Origin of the sequence: Microbacterium arborescens (assembly GCF_049707515.1) — a bacterium.
GTDB classification, from domain to species: Bacteria; Actinomycetota; Actinomycetes; order Actinomycetales; family Microbacteriaceae; genus Microbacterium; species Microbacterium arborescens_B.
Map to the genome: position 1 here is coordinate 393,048 of NZ_JBNAFI010000003.1, position 16,524 is coordinate 409,571.

The 16,524-nt window shown below is 72.7% G+C and carries 16 protein-coding genes; 10 read left to right on the forward strand and 6 right to left on the reverse strand.

The features are described from left to right. Window positions 1-17 precede the first annotated feature (17 nt). The 4 genes from ACPYN5_RS08860 to ACPYN5_RS08875 all read left to right on the forward strand — a co-directional run bounded on the left by ACPYN5_RS08860 (window position 18) and on the right by ACPYN5_RS08875 (window position 4,294). Window positions 18-1,217, forward strand: coding sequence for a sensor histidine kinase (locus ACPYN5_RS08860; RefSeq protein WP_424448616.1), 1,200 nt, complete (start codon window positions 18-20; stop codon window positions 1,215-1,217). After that, window positions 1,214-1,870 (forward strand): response regulator, encoded by a 657-nt coding sequence (locus tag ACPYN5_RS08865; protein WP_424448617.1) that lies wholly within the window; start codon window positions 1,214-1,216, stop codon window positions 1,868-1,870. The genes ACPYN5_RS08860 and ACPYN5_RS08865 overlap by 4 nt, the downstream gene beginning before the upstream one ends. A gap of 178 nt (window positions 1,871-2,048) precedes the next feature. Further along, entirely contained in the window at window positions 2,049-2,810 is a 762-nt protein-coding gene (locus ACPYN5_RS08870) for an ABC transporter ATP-binding protein (RefSeq protein WP_424448618.1), read from the forward strand. Then, window positions 2,807-4,294, forward strand: a complete 1,488-nt coding sequence (locus tag ACPYN5_RS08875; RefSeq protein WP_424448619.1) for an ABC transporter permease — start codon at window positions 2,807-2,809, stop codon at window positions 4,292-4,294. Before ACPYN5_RS08870 ends, ACPYN5_RS08875 begins: the two co-directional genes overlap by 4 nt. A 35-nt stretch (window positions 4,295-4,329) precedes the next feature. Here ACPYN5_RS08875 and ACPYN5_RS08880 read toward each other — a convergent pair whose 3' ends face one another. Both ACPYN5_RS08880 and ACPYN5_RS08885 read right to left on the reverse strand, forming a co-directional pair. Beyond that, window positions 4,330-4,890 (reverse strand): GNAT family N-acetyltransferase, encoded by a 561-nt coding sequence (locus ACPYN5_RS08880; protein ID WP_424448620.1) that lies wholly within the window; start codon window positions 4,888-4,890, stop codon window positions 4,330-4,332. Further along, a complete protein-coding gene (locus ACPYN5_RS08885; protein WP_424448621.1) occupies window positions 4,887-5,411 on the reverse strand; it encodes a hypothetical protein in 525 nt (174 codons plus the stop codon). Before ACPYN5_RS08885 ends, ACPYN5_RS08880 begins: the two co-directional genes overlap by 4 nt. Before the next feature lie 32 nt (window positions 5,412-5,443). Here ACPYN5_RS08885 and ACPYN5_RS08890 point away from each other — a divergent pair, with 32 nt between their 5' ends. Further along, the gene (locus ACPYN5_RS08890; RefSeq protein ID WP_424448622.1) at window positions 5,444-6,133 is read left to right on the forward strand and encodes a 2-phosphosulfolactate phosphatase; all 690 of its coding nucleotides are present in this window, start codon (window positions 5,444-5,446) and stop codon (window positions 6,131-6,133) included. Window positions 6,134-6,244: 111 nt separating this feature from the next. Here ACPYN5_RS08890 and ACPYN5_RS08895 read toward each other — a convergent pair whose 3' ends face one another. The 3 genes from ACPYN5_RS08895 to ACPYN5_RS08905 all read right to left on the reverse strand — a co-directional run bounded on the left by ACPYN5_RS08895 (window position 6,245) and on the right by ACPYN5_RS08905 (window position 8,247). Beyond that, window positions 6,245-6,733 carry a SprT-like domain-containing protein gene (locus ACPYN5_RS08895; protein WP_424448623.1) on the reverse strand — a complete coding sequence of 163 codons (489 nt, stop codon included), beginning with the start codon at window positions 6,731-6,733 and terminating at the stop codon, window positions 6,245-6,247. 43 nt (window positions 6,734-6,776) lie between these two features. Further along, window positions 6,777-7,304, reverse strand: a complete 528-nt coding sequence (locus ACPYN5_RS08900) for a hypothetical protein (RefSeq protein ID WP_424448696.1) — start codon at window positions 7,302-7,304, stop codon at window positions 6,777-6,779. Between the two features lie 79 nt (window positions 7,305-7,383). Next, a complete protein-coding gene (locus tag ACPYN5_RS08905; RefSeq protein ID WP_424448624.1) occupies window positions 7,384-8,247 on the reverse strand; it encodes a spermidine synthase in 864 nt (287 codons plus the stop codon). Between the two features lie 162 nt (window positions 8,248-8,409). On the opposite strand from ACPYN5_RS08905, the gene ACPYN5_RS08910 reads away from it, so the two are divergent. The 3 genes from ACPYN5_RS08910 (at window position 8,410) to ACPYN5_RS08920 (ending at window position 12,120) form a co-directional block, all read left to right on the forward strand. Beyond that, the gene (locus tag ACPYN5_RS08910) at window positions 8,410-10,083 is read left to right on the forward strand and encodes an ABC transporter substrate-binding protein (RefSeq protein WP_424448625.1); all 1,674 of its coding nucleotides are present in this window, start codon (window positions 8,410-8,412) and stop codon (window positions 10,081-10,083) included. A gap of 82 nt (window positions 10,084-10,165) precedes the next feature. Further along, a complete protein-coding gene (locus ACPYN5_RS08915; RefSeq protein ID WP_424448626.1) occupies window positions 10,166-11,170 on the forward strand; it encodes an ABC transporter permease in 1,005 nt (334 codons plus the stop codon). Further along, on the forward strand, window positions 11,167-12,120 hold the full coding sequence (locus ACPYN5_RS08920) for an ABC transporter permease (RefSeq protein ID WP_424448627.1): 954 nt from the start codon (window positions 11,167-11,169) through the stop codon (window positions 12,118-12,120). Before ACPYN5_RS08915 ends, ACPYN5_RS08920 begins: the two co-directional genes overlap by 4 nt. 149 nt (window positions 12,121-12,269) lie before the next feature. On the opposite strand, the gene ACPYN5_RS08925 is transcribed toward ACPYN5_RS08920, so the two are convergent. Beyond that, a complete protein-coding gene (locus ACPYN5_RS08925) occupies window positions 12,270-13,982 on the reverse strand; it encodes an ABC transporter ATP-binding protein (protein WP_424448628.1) in 1,713 nt (570 codons plus the stop codon). A 143-nt stretch (window positions 13,983-14,125) separates the two neighbouring features. Between ACPYN5_RS08925 and pxpA the strand changes: the two genes are divergently transcribed. Together pxpA and ACPYN5_RS08935 are read left to right on the forward strand one after the other, a co-directional pair. Beyond that, window positions 14,126-14,872, forward strand: coding sequence for a 5-oxoprolinase subunit PxpA (gene pxpA / locus ACPYN5_RS08930; protein WP_424448629.1), 747 nt, complete (start codon window positions 14,126-14,128; stop codon window positions 14,870-14,872). 34 nt (window positions 14,873-14,906) lie between these two features. Next, window positions 14,907-16,493: a carboxyltransferase domain-containing protein gene (locus ACPYN5_RS08935; protein ID WP_424448630.1), complete on the forward strand. Its 1,587-nt coding sequence runs from the start codon at window positions 14,907-14,909 to the stop codon at window positions 16,491-16,493. Window positions 16,494-16,524: the final 31 nt, after the last annotated feature.

Below are 16,524 nucleotides of genomic sequence, written 5' to 3' on the forward strand. Positions count from 1 at the left end.
TCGCGTACCGTCGTAGCGTGTTCCGTCCGCTGCGCCGCTATCAGCTCATCACCGACATCTCGGTGGCGGTCGCGTTCGCGGCGATCATGCTGCTGTTCACCTGGGTCGGCGTCGTCGGCACCGGCATCCCGGGCGACCGCCTGTCCGCGATCGTCGCGATGCTCCTGATCCTCCCGTTCGGCGCGGCGGTCGCGCTTCGCCGGCTCTCGCCACCGGTGGCGCTGGCGCTGGCGTGGGTGGGCGCGATTCTGCAGATGCTGGCGCAGCTGCCGCCGCTGCCGGTCGACATCGCGATCCTCGCGGTGCTCTACACGTGCGCCGCCTACGGGACGAACCGGGTCTTCTGGCTCGGGTTCGCGTCGTCGATCGCCGGGGCCCTGGCCATCACCGTCTATCTGCTCATCCCGACGGCGGTGTACTCGGTCGCCGCGGCGGGCGACGAGCTGATGTACTTCCTGGTCACGGGGACGATGCTCTTCCTCGCCTCGGTGTTCGGTCTGCTCCTGGCGTGGACGGTCGGCGCGCTCGTCCGGGTCGGTCTGCGCGCGCGCGGCAACGCCGAGGCTCAGCGCCGGGCCGAAGCCCGCGCGACGGCGGAGTTCGAACGCAACCGCATCGCGCGAGACATGCACGACGTCGTGGCGCACTCGCTCGCGGTCGTCATCGCCCAGGCCGATGGGGCGCGCTACGCGGCTGCGGTCGACCCCGCTGCCGCCGCGGAGTCGCTGCAGACGATCTCCTCGACGGCTCGCTCGGCGCTCTCGGACGTACGGATGCTGCTCACGCAGCTGCGTCACAGCGAGGGCGAGGGGCCCCAGCCGACCGTCGCCGAGCTCGAGGTGCTGTACGCGCAGGTGCGCGCAGCCGGTCTCGACCTCCGCGTCGACGTCGACCCCACGCCCCCGGGCGAACCCCCCGCCGCCGTGCAGATCGCGGTGTACCGCATCCTGCAGGAGGCGCTGACGAACGCGATGCGCCATGGCGCCGGCGGTAGCGTTGACGTGTTCCTGTCCTGGTTGCCCGACCGCGTGGAGGTGCGTGTGCGAAACCCCCTCCCGCCGTCGACGGCCGAGGCCTCCGGCGCGTTGCGCTCGGGCGGACACGGGCTCATCGGCATGCGCGAGCGCGCTCAGCTCATCGGCGGCACCATCGAGGTGGGGCCGGCTGGCGGCGCCTTCGTCGTCGCGGCGACCCTGCCCATCGGCGGCGCGGCGTGAGCGCGATCCGGGTCGTCCTCGTCGACGACCAGTCGCTCTTCCGCGCCGGCATCCGCATGGTCATCGCCTCGCAGCCCGATCTCGAGGTCGTCGGCGAGGCGTCCGACGGCGCCGAGGCGATCGGGGTCGTTCGCGCGACGCGTCCCGACGTCGTGCTCATGGACATCCGGATGCCGGTCATGGACGGCCTCACCGCCACGGCGCAGCTGCTGGAGGATCCGGTCTTCGACGGTGCGCCGCCGCGCATTGTCATGCTGACGACGTTCGACCTGGATGAGGCCGCCGCGCGGGCGATCCGGCAGGGAGCGAGCGGGTTCCTGCTGAAGGACGCCGACCCCGAGTTCCTGCTCGCGGCGATCCGGACGGTGCACCTGGGCTCGTCGGTCATCGCCGCCTCGGCCACGCGAGAGCTCTTCGCGACGTTCTCGGCGCCCGAGCAGAAGCCCGTGCCCCCCGCCTTCGGCGAGCTCACCGAGCGCGAGCGCGAGATCTTCGGCCTCGCCGCGCGCGGGTTGTCGAACGCCGAGATCGCCCAGCGCGAGTTCCTCTCCGAGGCGACCGTCAAGACCCACATCAGCCGCATCCTCGCCAAGCTCGCCCTGCGCGACCGTGTGCAGCTGGTCGTGTTCGCCTTCGAGCACGGCCTCGCCTGACGCCCCGCCCCCGCCCCTGACCCGCGAGACCTCAGTTCCGCGCCGAGACGGTGGGTTGGCGCCGGGCTCTCGGGGCGAGAGTGGGGTCTCGCGGGTCGTGGGAGTCATCCGCGAGATGTAGGCGGGCGCGACGCGGGGCGGATGCGGGGGCTCGGGGCGCGTTCGTAGCGTCGAAGACATGCAGATCTCGACCACCGACCTCGGCCTCGCCGCCCGGGTCCAGAACCTCTCCAAGACCTACGGCGCCGGCGAGTCGGGCGTTCGCGCTCTCGACGGCGTCTCGGTCGGCATCCGTCGCGCCGAGTTCACGGCCATCATGGGCCCCTCCGGCTCCGGGAAGTCGACCCTCATGCACATCATGGCCGGGCTGGACGCCCCGACCTCCGGGCGCGCATGGATCGGCGACACCGAGATCTCGGGCCTGTCCGACCTCGACCTCACGATCCTCCGACGTCGACGGGTCGGGTTCGTGTTCCAGTCGTTCAACCTGGTCCCCACGCTCGACGTCCTCGGAAACATCACCCTCCCGTTCGAGCTCGACGGGCGGTCGCCGTCGGCGCTCGAGCGTTCGCGCATCGACGGGCTGATCGACACCCTCGGGCTCGGCGCGCGCCTGCGGCACCGCCCTCACGAGCTCTCGGGCGGGCAGCAGCAGCGCGTCGCGATCGCCCGTGCACTCGCCACGGCGCCCGACCTCGTCTTCGCCGACGAGCCGACCGGCAACCTCGACTCGCGCTCGGGTCGCGAGGTCCTCGCCCTGCTGGCCGCCGCGAGCCGCGGCCACGGACAGTCCATCGCGATGGTGACCCACGACCCCGTGGCCGCCTCGCACGCCGACCGGGTGATCTTCCTCGGCGACGGCCGCATCGTCGCCGACAAGCCCCGGCAGAGCGCCGAGGCGATCTCGGCCCACATGCTCGCCGCCGAGGTGTCGGCATGACCGCCGTCACGGCATCCCGCGCCGCATCGATGGGCCCGTCGCCGTCGCGACCACGCGTCGCGAGCGCAGCCTCGGGCCGCCTCGCCTGGCTTCGCGAGCGGGGGATGGGCGCCTCGGTGCTCGTCGCCGCGATCTCCGGAGGGTTCGGCGTCCTGCTCGTGGCCGTGACCGGACTCATCGGCGCGTGGCTCATGGCCGACCCCTTCCTCGCCGGGGGCGAGGCCGTCGTCATCGTCGTCGGCATCCTCAGCGTGCTGCTGGTAGCCGTCGCGATGTACGTGGCGGCGATCGTGACCGCCAACACCTTCGCCACGATCGTCGCGGGGCGCACCCGCCAGATCGCGCTCATGCGTCTGATCGGGGCATCCGCGCGCTCGCAGCGCGCGCAGATCGCTCGCCAGGGTCTCGCCGTCGGCGCGATCGGCGCCGTCGTCGGACTCGTCGGAGGAACCGCCGGAGCGGTCGGCCTGCAGGAGCTCGCCGCCCGGGCCTGGGGCCTGGATGTCGACTACGACGTCGTGCAGCCTGCTCTGCTCGCACCGGCCCTCGCCGTCGCGCTGACGACCTGGGTCGCCGCGTGGGCCGGATCGCGCCGGGTGCTCGAGGTCACCCCGCTCGCGGCCCTCGCGGGCTCGGCGCCGCGGACGGCCGACGAGGCCGCGGGGACCGTCCGCCGCCGGGTCGCCGCGGTGTCGCTGTTCGCGGTCGGGGCGGCGCTCCTGGCCCTCGGCATCCTCGTCGGCTTCGTCACACCCCTCGGGGTCGTGATCGCCTTCTTCGGCGGCCTCGCCTCGTTCACCGGGTTGAGCCTGGGCGCGGCCGTCGTCATGCCCCCGTTGCTGCGGCTGACCGGTCGCCTCTTCGGGCGTTCCGCCGCGGCGCGACTGGCGGCCGAGAACGCGCTGCGCTACCCCGAGCGCTCGAGCCGGATGGCGATCGGCGTGGTGATGGGCGTGACCCTCGTCACGATGTTCGCCGTGGCCACGGAGTCGGTCAAGGGCGTGATGGCCGCGTCGGGAGGCGGCGAGGTCGAGGGCGACATGGCGCGGCTGCTCGACACCTTCACCTCGGTCATGATGGCCCTCGTCGGCGTCTCCGCCGTCATCGCCGCCGTCGGGCTGGTGAACCTCCTCACGATCGGCGTCGTGCAGCGCACGCGCGAGCTCGGGCTGCTCCGCGCCCTCGGCCTGACAGGCCGTCAGGTGCGCTCGATGGTGCTGCTCGAGGCCGCGCACATCACGATCACCTCGGTCGTCTTCGGTCTGCTGCTGGGCGTCGCCTACGGCTGGGCCGCAGCGCAGTCGCTCCTCGGATCGGTCCGGGTCCCGCCGCTGTGGCTCGCACCCACGTTCGTGCTCCCGGGCATCCCCTGGATCACCGTCATCGGAGTCGTCGTCGCGACCGCCGTGCTCACCCTCGTCGCCGCCGTCGTCCCGACGCGTCTGGCGACCCGGGTCTCACCGGTCGCAGCGCTCGCCGAGTGACAGCGAGCGCTCGACCGGCAGGTCCGGCTCCTCCGTCACGGGCGGACGAGCCGGACCTCGCTGATGGTCTCGCCCCACCCGGCGTCGTCCTTGAGGGCGCCATCGGGGCGGAACCCGTTGCGGGCGTAGAACGCCCGGGCGCGCGGGTTGTCATCGAGCACCCAGAGCGACGCGGGTGCATCGCCGACGGCGGCATCCAGCAGCGCCTGCCCCGCCCCGCTGCCGTGGTGCGCCGCGAGCACGTAGATCGCGTAGAGCTCGAGGGCGGTCGCGGGAGGGTGGTCTCGCGAGGCGCCGCTGACGGCGAACCCGATGACCTCGCCGGCCGTCACCGCCACCCACGTCCGGCCCGGGTCGTGGCCTCGTCCATCACCGGCGCCCGGCCAGGACCGGTCGGCCGGCGCGCGTCGGTCGGTGAGCAGGCGCTCGCGATCGAGCAGTTCCCGTCGCACCCGCGTGAGGCGCTCGAGGTCGAGCCGGTCGAGGATGCTCTGCGGCATGCGTCCGGTGTAGGTCTCGTGCCATCCCTGCACGTGCACACGGGCGACGGCGGCGGCATCCGCGGGCACCGCCCGCCGCACCGCGATCCCGGTCACGCCGACGCGTCGTCCGCGGGGTCGTAGGCCCAGGTCGGCGCGACCTGACGCAGCCGCGCCGAACGCCACTGCCACGTCGCCCACAGCATCGGCCACAGCGCCGGGGCGGCCAGCCCCCCGATCACCAGGCGCTCCCGCCACAGGGTTCGGGTCGGGTCTCCGGGCGCCGGCGACACCGCCATCTGGTGGTCCCAGACATCGAGCACCGACAGAGGCCCCGTGAGCGGGATGCCGCTGTCGCGCAGGATCCGCACGGACGACGCATCCGTCGCGCCGGGCACGCGCTCCTCGACCGTGCGGTCCGACACGTGGATCAGCTGCCGTCCCACCCGGATGCCGAACGCCGACATCTGCACGGGAACGTCGGCACCGGGCTCGAGCGAGGTCGGCATCCCCTCGGCGGCGAGGGGCTCGAGTCCCATGATCGGCGCGTACAGCTCGGCGAGCGCGCGGGGCGAGTGGAGTGCACGCCAGGCGGCGTCGGCGTCGCAGTCGAGCACGAGCTTCTGGAGGATGCGCATGAGCCCAGTCTGCCCCGTCGTAGGCTGATCGGATGCCGTCGCCCGCCGCATCCTCGCCGTTCGACCAGTCCCGCTACCAGGTGCGATTCGATTGGGGCGTCGCGGGTTTGCGCCGCCTGACGCCCGCCGACGTGGTGGTCGTGGTCGACGTGCTGCGGTTCTCCTCGTCGGTGTCGGCGCTCGTCGCCGCGGGCGAGGACGTCGCGCTGCGCGACATCGCGCTCGACGACGTCGCGCTGGACGACGTCGCGGACGAGGGGGCGCGCGCGGCCTCGCGCAACGGCGCGGCGATCGCGGCTGCGGCATCCGGTTCGCTCGTCTTCCTCGGCTGCCTGCGCAACGCCGGTGCCGTGGCCGACGCCGTGCTGGCCGAGCAGCGGCGGCGCGGTGCGCGCACGAGCATCGCGGTGATCGCGGCGGGCGAGCTCGGCGGCCCCGACGAGGGCTCCGAGCTGCGCTTCGCCGTCGAGGACCTGCTGGGCTCGGGCGCCGTCGTCGACGCGCTCTCGAAGCTCGGCATCGACCACACCTCGCCCGAGGCTGCTGCGGCGTGCGAGTCGTTCCGGGGCCTCGGCGGTGCGGTCCGGCACCTGCTGACGGCAAGCGGTTCGGGCCAGGAGCTGCTCGAGCGCGGACTCCGCGGCGATACGCTCGCGGCCGCCCAGCTCGAGGCCGATCCGGTCGCCCCGGTGCTCCGCGACGGAGTCTTCACCGCGGCCTGACGGAGTCGTCACCGCGGCCCGGCTGCGACTTCTCAGAAACACCCCGGAACGAGCCGGAACCGGGCGCTCCAGCCGGCCCCGCCCCCGGAACTGAGGAGTCAGCGCGACCGGTCAGCGTGGAGTCGCCGCGGCACGCCGGTCGGCGGGGGAGATCTCGCGGCGCACCCAGCGGAAGAGGTAGCGCTCGTCGTACGACGAGGCGCACGTGCGGCACGACGCCGCACGTGTCGGGCGCCGGTGCCGGTACGCGACGTGTCCTGCGGGGCAGTGACCGACCCACGGTGCCAGCTCGACCGCCGTCTCGCCGCGGTGGGTCGTGCCGCCGACGTAGCCGAGCTCGCGCGCGATGCGGAGCCACTCGCGACCGTGGCCGGCGGCAGGCCCGGCGATGGCATGGGCGACCTCGTGCAGCAGGGTCTGGTGGTTCTCGTCGTCATCGAACCGCGCCGCGAGGTAGCGCGAGACGCTGATGCGCCGGCGCGTGTAATCGCACTGCCCGGCGCGGCGCTTGGCGTTGTCGAACCGGAACGTCCACGAGTCGTCGAGGTGCGCTCCGATCAGCGCGTCGGCCCAGACCCGGACCCGATCGAGATCGCTCATACCGTCGACGCTACGTGCGGGATGCGACAGGAGGCCGCGGTGCTCAGCTCGCCACACTCGGCCGCGACCGCCGCCGTTCGGCGGCGTCGACGGCGAGCAGGGTCGACTCGAGCTGGTCCTCGGGTGCGCCGCCCTCCTGGCGGAGGAAGAGGGCGCGCTTGAAGTCGGTGCGGGCGTCGGAGTACTCCTGGGCGTCGTACGACACCTTCCCGCGGTGCTGATACGCGAAGGCGGCGAGGAGCGGCCAGTTCTGGCCCTCGGCCTCCTCGGCGCACGTCGTCAGCTCCTGGATCGCGGCCGCGAAGGCGCCGCGATGCTGCAGGATCGTCGCGTGCAGCACCCGGGCGCGCAGCAGGTCCTTACGGGTGCCGCCCATGCGGGCGACGCGGACCGCCTGCTCGGCGAGGACGAGCGCCTCGTCGAGGCGGTCGAGCACCTTCAGCAACCAGACCCGCTCGAGCAGAGCGGGCAGGCTGCGCTGCTCGCCGATCTCGGCCAGGCGCTCAGCGCACTGTTCCGGGTCGACGATCTCCCGCAGTGAGTCCGGGTCGTACCCGAGGATGTAGCCCACCGTCATCCACCTCCGCGATTCGAGAACGGTGGATCCCAGTCTCATGGATCGTGGCCGATAGGGCGGCCCGCCGCGCCGGTCAGCGCTCGAACACGGATGCCGACGGCTTCGGCGACGGGGTCGCGTCGGCGTCGGTCGCGACGCGGGCTCCGCGTGCGAACTCGTCGATCTCCGCCCCCTGCGCGACCTTCGCGGGGAAGGGGCCCGCGGCCATGAGTCGCGGCAGCCATTCGGAGGGCAGCGGCGCGGCGGATGCCGCGATGACGATGTTGCCGAACCGGCGGCCCTTCAGCAGCTGCACCTCGGCGAGCAGCAGCACCTCGGGGAGCACCTCCCGCACGGTGGCGACCTGGCGACGGGCGAACGCCAGGCCCGCCCCGTCGGCGACGTTGACGAGGAGCACGCCGGTCGGCGCGAGCAACCGGGCGAGCGAGCGGTAGTACTCCACCGTGGTCAGGTGCGCGGGTGTCTGCGCGCCCGCGAACACGTCGGAGACGACGAGATCGGCCGCTCCGGTGAGGCCCGGGGGGAGCTTCTCGGCGACGGCGCGCGCATCGCCGATGCGCACCCGCACCTGCGCCCCGCGGGGGAGCGGCAGGCTCTCGCGCACGAGGTCGACGAGCGGCTGCTCGAGCTCGATCACCTGTTGGCGCGAGCCAGGTCTGGTGTGCGCGATGTAGCGCGGCAGCGTGAGCGCTCCGGCGCCCAGGTGCACGGCGGTGAGCGGCTGGCCCGGCATCCGCAGGCGGTCGATCACGGCCGCCATCCGGGCGATGTACTCGAAGTGCAGGTGCGTCGGATCGTCGAGGTCGACGTGCGACTGCGGTGTGCCGTCGACGTCGAGCTCGAAGCCCGAGGTGAACGAGGACGACACGATCCGGGCGATCGTGCCGTCGGACAGGCGTGCCTGCGGACCGGACTCCTCCACGCGCGCTCGTGCCATTGCTCCACGCTATCGGCAGCGCGAGGGCCGGTCCGCGCAGTCGAAACACGATCGAGACATCGATGTAATGACTTCGAGGCTCCCGCCCGTATAGGTTCAAACGCAATTACCTCGGAGTGCGCCGCGGTGGGCCCGCTCCGGACCTCAGAAAGGGACACCCCCATGCTTTCCACTCCTCGCAAGCGCGCGCTCGCGGGACTGGCGGCGGTCGCCATTGGCGCCCTCGCCCTCTCGGCGTGCACCAGCCAGCGCGGAGGTGGCGGCGAGACGGATGCCGCGACCGATGTCGACGGCACGTTCGTCTTCGCCGCCTCCGCCGACCCCGCCAGCCTCGACCCGGCTTTCGCGCAGGACGGCGAGACCTTCCGGGTCTCGCGTCAGATCTTCGAGGGTCTCGTCGGCACCGAGCCGGGCACCGCGGATCCCGCGCCGCTGCTCGCCGAGAGCTGGGAGTCGTCCGAGGACGGCCTGACCCACACCTTCCAGCTGAAGGAGGGTGTGACCTTCCACGACGGCACGCCGTTCAACGCCGAAGCGGTGTGCGCCAACTTCGACCGCTGGTACAACTGGACCGGCCTCGCCGCGAGCGAGGCGCTGTCGTACTACTACGGCAAGCTCTTCCGCGGGTACGTCGAGACGCCCGACACCGCGGTGTTCGACTCCTGCACGGCCGACTCCGACCTCGAGGCCACCGTGCAGCTGAAGCAGCCCTTCGCCGGCTTCATCCCGGCGCTGTCGCTGCCCGCCTTCGCGATGCAGAGCCCGACGGCGCTCGAGGAGTACGGCGCCGACGAGATCGGCGGCACCGAGGAGGCGCCGTCGCTGTCGGAGTACGGCGCCGGGCACCCGACGGGAACCGGTCCCTACAAGTTCGACGAGTGGGCGCCGGGCGAAGAGCTCACCCTCTCGGCCTACGACGAGTACTGGGGCGAGGCGGGCCAGGTCAACAAGATCATCTTCCGCGTCATCGACGACCCGACGGCTCGCCGTCAGGCTCTCGAGGCCGGCTCGATCGACGGCTACGACCTCGTCGGCCCCGCTGACACCGCCGCGCTCGAGGAGGCGGGCTTCACGATGGTCTCGCGTCCGCCGTTCACGATCCTCTACCTCGCCTTCAACCAGGCGCAGCCCGAGCTGCAGGACGTCCGCGTCCGTGAGGCCCTCTCGCACGCCATCGACAAGGAGGCCCTCATCTCGCAGGTCCTGCCCGAGGGCACCGAGGTCGCGACGCAGTTCATGCCCGACACCGTCAACGGCTACAACCCCGACGTGACGACCTACGACTACGACCCCGAGCGGGCGAAGGCGCTGCTGGCCGAAGCCGGCTACACCGAGGCGAACCCGCTGACGCTGACCTTCAACTACCCGGTCAACGTCTCGCGTCCGTACATGCCGGACCCCGAGCAGATCGCGACGGTCATCTCGACTCAGCTGACCGAGGCCGGCGTGCAGCTGACCCCGCAGACGGATGCCTGGAGCCCCGACTACCTCGACAAGATCACGGGCACCCCCGACCACGGCATCCACCTGCTGGGCTGGACGGGCGACTACAACGACACCGACAACTTCGTCGGCGTGTTCTTCGGGGCGCCCTCGGCGGAGTGGGGCTTCGACAACCCCGAGCTGTTCGCGGCGCTGAACGAGGCCCGCGGCGTGCCGAACCTGGAGGAGCAGACCTCGCTCTACGAGCAGATCAACGAGCAGGTCGCCGAGTTCATCCCGGGCGTCCCCCTGGCCCACCCGGCTCCGACGCTCGCTTTCGACCCGCGCGTCGAGAGCTACCCGGCCAGCCCCGTCAACGACGAGGTGTTCACGGACATCGTCCTGACCGAGTGACGACGACCCGCTGATCACCGCGGGGCGGGCCACCGCCCCGGGCGCGAGCCCGCCCCGCACTCCTCGACCGAAAGATTCCGCATTGCTGCGAACCATCGGCCAACGGCTGCTTCTGCTGATCCCCACGCTCCTCGGGCTCAGCATCCTTCTCTTCCTCTGGGTCCGCGCCCTTCCCGGCGGACCCGCCGTCGCCCTTCTCGGTGAGAAGGCGACCCCCGAGGCCATCGCCCGGATCAACGAGCTCTACGGCTTCAACCGGCCCATCCTCGAGCAGTACGCGACGTACATGGGGCGTCTGCTCACCGGAGACTTCGGGTCGTCGATCGAGACCGGTCGCCCCGTCGTCGAGGAGTTCCTCCGGCGCTTCCCCGCCACCATCGAGCTCTCGGTCGCCGCGCTCATCTTCGCGGTGGGCATCGGCATTCCGCTCGGATACCTCGCCGCACGCCACCACGGCAGGATCAGCGATCACCTCGCCGTCGTGCTGAGCCTCGTGGGCATCACGGTGCCGGTGTTCTTCCTGGCGTTCATGCTGAAGTACGTCTTCGCCGTGCAGCTGGGCTGGCTGCCCTCGGACGGCCGCCAGGACCCGCGCATCGACGCGACGCACTACACGAACTTCTACGTCCTCGACGGTCTGCTCACGGGCGAGTTCGACGCCGCCTGGGATGCCGTGCTGCACCTCGTCCTGCCCGCCCTCGCGCTCGGGACGATCCCGCTCGCGATCATCGTCCGCATCACGCGCGCCTCGGTGCTCGAGGTGCAGAACTCCGACTACGTGCGCACCGGTCGGGCCAAGGGCATCGCCCGGCGGACCCTGCGCGGCCGCTTCATCCTGCGCAACGCCATGCTCCCGGTCGCGACCACGGTCGGCCTGCAAGTGGGACTGCTGCTGGCGGGAGCGATCCTCACCGAGACCGTCTTCGCCTTCCCGGGCATCGGCTCGTTCCTGGCGCGGGCCATCAGCGCCCGCGACTTCCCGGTGCTCCAGGGGTTCATCCTCTTCATCGCCGTCATCTACGCGCTCATCAACCTCCTCGTCGATGTCTCGTACAGCCTGATCGATCCGAGAGTGAGGGTCTCATGAGCACCAACGCGCTCCCGCCCGCCCCGGGCGGCGGACCCGCCACCGCTGCCGCCGAGCACGAGGTGCTCGAGGCCCGCACCGGAGGCGGCTTCTGGGGCGACGTCTTCGCCCGCCTGCGACGCAACCCGGTGGCATGGATCGGCGCCGGGATCGTCCTGGTCTTCGTCCTGGTGGCGATCCTCGCGCCGTGGCTCGCGCCGTACCCCGAGACGGCCCTCCCGGGTGCGCGCGAGGTCACTCCCACCAACATCCCCGGCCCCGGCGAGATCCCCGGGTTTCCGCTGGGGCTCGACCGCTTTGGCGGCGACGTGCTGTCGAAGCTCATCTGGGGCGCGCGCGCCTCGCTGCTCATCGGCATCATCTCGACGGCGTTCGGCCTCGCCGGCGGCATGCTGCTGGGACTCATCGCCGGCATGTTCGGCGGGTGGGTCGACACGGTCGTCATGCGCTTCGTCGACATCCTGCTCTCGGTCCCCAACCTGCTGCTCGCCGTCTCGATCGCGGCGATCCTGGGGCAGTCGCAGCTGGCGATCATGATCGCGATCGGAGCCTCGCAGGTGCCGATCTTCGCGCGCCTGCTGCGGGCCTCGATGCTGCAGCAGCGCAGCGCCGACTACATCCTCTCGGCGCAGACCCTCGGCCTCGGTCGCGGCAGGATCACGATGAGCCACGTGCTGCCCAACAGCCTCGGGCCCGTGATCGTGCAGGGGACGCTGACCCTCGCCACCGCAGTGATCGACGCCGCCGCGCTGTCGTTCCTCGGCCTCGGCGGCGGGGGAGCGGCCACCGCCGAGTGGGGCCGCATGCTCACCTACGCGCAGAACGAGCTCGCGATCGCGCCGTGGCTGGCGTTCCTCCCCGGCCTGTGCATCATGATCACCGCGCTCGGGTTCACGCTGCTCGGGGAGTCGCTGCGCGAGGCCATGGACCCGCGCACCCGCGCCCGCTGACCCGAGCCGCAGGCTCGTGGCCGGGGTGGCCGGCCGGCCGAGGTGTCGCGCGATACACCTGCAGGACCGGTGGGGCTGGTGTCGCCCCGCCGGTCTCCGCAGGCCGCACCAGCACCACCGGTCCGACGACCGTATCGCCGGTGGCCGCCTCAGGAGGCGATGTCGAGCTCGTTGCCGGGGATCGACGAGAGCAGCCGCCGCGTGTACGGATCGCGGGGGTTGGTGAAGATCTCCTCGCTGGATGCCGCCTCGACGAGGGCGCCGTCCTTCATGACGCAGACGTAGTCCGAGATCAGGCGCACCACCGCGAGGTCGTGCGAGATGAAGAGGTAGCTCAGCCCGTACTCGCCCTGCAGGTCGCGCAGCAGCGTGAGGATCTGGTCCTGCACGAGCACGTCGAGGGCCGACACCGGCTCGTCGCAGACGATCAGGTCGGGGTTGAGGGCGAGCGCCCGGGCGATCGCGACGCGCTGGCGCTGGCCGCCGGAGAGCTCCGAAGGGTAGCGGCGCAGCATCGTCTGCGGCAGGGCGACGTCGTCGAGCAGCTTTCGCACCCGCGCGGCGCGGTCCTTCGAGGTGCCGCGCCGGTAGAACTCGAGGGGCTCGGTGATGATGCGCTCGATCGTGAACATGGGGTTCAGCGACGAATAGGGGTCCTGGAAGATCGGCTGCACCCGCTGGCGGAACTCCCGCAGCGGCGAGCCCTTCAGGCCGGACACATCCTGCCCCTCGAACCGGATCGTGCCCGACGTCGGCTCGATCACCTTCAGCAGCATCCGCGCCGTCGTCGTCTTGCCCGAGCCCGACTCGCCGACGATCGCGACCGTCTCGCCCCGCGGGATGGCGAGGGAGACGTCGCGGACAGCGGCGAAGTCGTCCTTCCGGCCGCGGATCTTGTAGAGCTTCGTGAGGTTCTCGATCTCGACGATGTTCTCCCGCTGTGCCCGGTTCTCCCGCTGTGCCGGCGAGTCGGCGACGGGTGTGACGGATGCCGCGGGGGCGACGGATGCCGCGGGGGCGGCGGCCGGGCTCGAGCGGTACGCCTCCGGCCGCAGGCGGACCGCCGCCACCGACGGCGCAGCCCGAACGAGGGCCTGCGTGTAGGGCTGCTGCGGATCCTCGAGGATCTGGCGGGCGGGGCCCTGCTCGACGATGCGTCCGCGGTGCATGACGACGACTCGTGCCGCTCGTTCCGCAGCGAGGCCGAGGTCGTGGGTGATGAGCAGCACCGAGGTCCCCAGCTCGCCGGTCATGCGGCCGAGCTGATCGAGGATCGTCTTCTGCACCGTGACATCGAGCGCGCTCGTGGGTTCGTCGGCGATGAGCAGCCGCGGGTTGCAGGCGAGCCCGATCGCGATGAGCGCCCGCTGGCGCATGCCGCCCGAGAACTCGTGCGGGTACTGCTTGGCGCGCTCGGCGGCGTCGGGCAGGCCCGCGGCGGCGAGGGTCTCCACGACCTTGGCGTCGACGTCCTTGGGGGTGGCGAGGCCGTGCGCGAGCAGTGTCTCGGCGACCTGCGTGCCGATCTTCGACACGGGGTTGAGGTTCGACATCGGGTCCTGCGGCACGAGCCCGATCGCTCCGCCGCGGATCCGGCGCAGCGCGCTCTCGGGCGCGCCGACGAGCTCCTCGCCGTCGAGGCGGATGCTGCCGCGCACGACGCGGCCGTTGCCGGGGAGGAGTCCGATTACGGCCATCGCCGTGGTCGACTTGCCCGAGCCCGACTCGCCGACGATCGCGACCGTCTCGCCGGCGGAGATCTCGAGGTCGACGCCCTCGACGGCGTGCACCGGGCCCTCGAGAGTGCGGAAGTCGACGGCCATGTCGCTCACGCGCAGGAGGGGAGGGGAAAAGTCTGCCATTGGCCCATCCTGCCCGGCGCGAGCCCCGAGCGCACGGTGTCGACGCCACCCGTTACATCGACGTAACGCTCGCCGCCCTGTCGCGGCGGACCCGGCGCGGCAGACCCGGCACGGTCCCACCCGCTGCGGACTAGCGTTGCCGCATGGATCTCAATGCCGACCTGGGTGAGACCGTCGACGGTGCGCCGACCGCCGATGATGCCGCGATGTTCGCGCTCGTGACGAGCGCGTCGATCGCCTGCGGCGGCCATGCCGGCGACCCGGGCTCGATGCGCGCGGCCGTCGCGGGTGCCGCTGCCGCCGGCGTCGCGGTCGGGGCGCATCCCTCGTACCTCGACCGCGTCGGCTTCGGCCGGGTGCGGATCGCCGTCGACCCGGTCGATCTGCGGCGCCAGGTGCGCGATCAGCTGCGCGCGCTCGCCGAGGCCGGGGCCGACGTGCGCTACGTCAAGCCGCACGGCGCGCTCTATCATGCGGCGAGCGAGGACGAGCCGACCGCCCGCGCCGTCGCAGCCGCCGTCGCCGACCTCTCGTCGGAGCTCGGGCGCGCGCTGCCGGTACTGGGACTCGGCGGTGCGATCGCGCAGGCGGCGGCGGAGGCGGGGCTGCCTTTCCGTCTCGAGGCCTTCCTCGACCGCGGGTACGAGGCCGACGGCTCGCTCGTGCCGCGCGGCATCCCCGGCGCACTGCTCGATGACCCCGACGTCGTCGCCGAGCGGGCGATCAGGCTCGCGACCGAGGGCACGGTGCTCGCCGTCTCGGGCGAGCCGGTGCGAAGCGACGCCGTCTCGCTGTGCGTGCACGGCGATTCGCCGGGAGCGGTGGCGATGGCACGTGCGGTGCGGTCGGCCCTCGACGCAGCCGGCATCGAGGTGCGCGCGCCGTGGTGACGGCCGGTGCGCGGCTCGGGCCGGGCGGTGCGGCATGAGGATGCTGTCGATGGGGCTGGACGCCGTGCTGGTGGAGGTCGGCGGCCTCGCCGAGGCGATGGCCCTGCACGCACGGCTGGCCGCGTCGTCGCCGCCCGGGGTCATCGACGTCGTCCCCGCCGCGGCGACGGTGCTCGTCCGGGTCGACCGTGCGGTCGTGACGCTCGACGCGGTGCGTGCGTGGGTCGCCGCGTCCGTCACGGGCACGGGTGCCCCACCGGCGCCGCCGGTCCGCGTGTCGCTGCCGATCCGCTACGACGGCGCCGACCTCGACGATCTCGCCGCCATGTTCGGCTCGAGCCGCGAGGCGCTCGCGGCCCGGCATGCCGCCACCGACTGGACGGTCGCCTTCACGGGCTTCGCCCCGGGGTTCGGCTATCTCATCGGGGCGGGGTGGGATCTCGACGTCCCGCGTCGCCGGTCGCCACGGACCCGCGTGCCGCCGGGCTCGGTCGCCCTGGCGGGCGTCTTCTCGGGGGCGTATCCCCGAGAGACGCCCGGCGGGTGGCAGCTCGTCGGGACGACGGATGCGGCGCTGTTCGACCCGGATGCCGCGCAGCCGGCGCTCCTCGTCCCCGGCGCGCCCGTCCGCTTCGAGCCCCTGCGTCCCCGCTCCGTCGCGGCTCGGCGCGACGCTGCACGGCCCGCGCCGGCGCCAGCACCGGCGCGGGTGCCCGCGCTCCGAGGCATCCGCATCGCCTCCCCGGGGGTGCAGGCGACGCTCCAGGACGGCGGCCGCCCGGGGCGCGCCGCCGCGGGCATCGGTGTCGCGGGTGCCGCCGACCCCGCGGCGTGGGCCCTGGGGAATCGGCTGCTCGGCAACGGCCGCGGCGCCGCGGCGATCGAGGTCGCCGTCGGCGGCTTCCGGGCCGTGGCCGAGCGCGACCTGTCGGTCGTGGTGACGGGGGCGTGGGCCCCGGTCGTGATCGGCGGGCGGGCGAGCGACCCCTATGTGGTCCATGCATGGCCCGCGGGCACGGAGCTGCGGCTCGACGGATTCCTCGGCGGCGCGCGTGCCTACCTCGCCGTCCGCGGCGGCTGGGACCTCGCCCCGGTCCTCGGCTCGCGTTCCACCGACACGCTCTCCGGGCTCGGTCCCGCTCCGTTGCAGGCGGGAGACGTCGTGCCGGTCGGTGACGACGTCGAGGCTCCGGTCCCCGCGCTGCCGCTGCACCCCTGGGGGCCGCCGCAGCTGGGAACGGAAGCCGCGCCCCTCGAGATCCCCTTCGTGCCGGGGCCGCGGGACGACTGGCTGTCGGCGTCGTCTCGCCGCCTCCTCGCCGAGGAGACCTGGGCCGTCTCGGCGGCGGCGGACCGCGTCGGCATCCGTCTCGACGGCCCGCACCTCGAGCGCGCGCGCCTCGATGAGCTCGCGAGCGAGGGCATGGTGCCGGGTGCGATCCAGGTGCCGCCTTCCGGACAGCCCGTCGTCTTCGGGGTGGACGCGCCCGTCACGGGCGGGTACCCCGTCGTGGGGGTGGTGTCGGCGACCGGTCGGAGTCGGCTGGCCCAGGCCCTCCCGGGTGCACGGGTGCGGCTTCGGCCCATCCCGGGTGGAGCCCGCACCGCCGACGATCGATGATCCGTCAAGGGGGAGAACTCCCCCTGTCAAG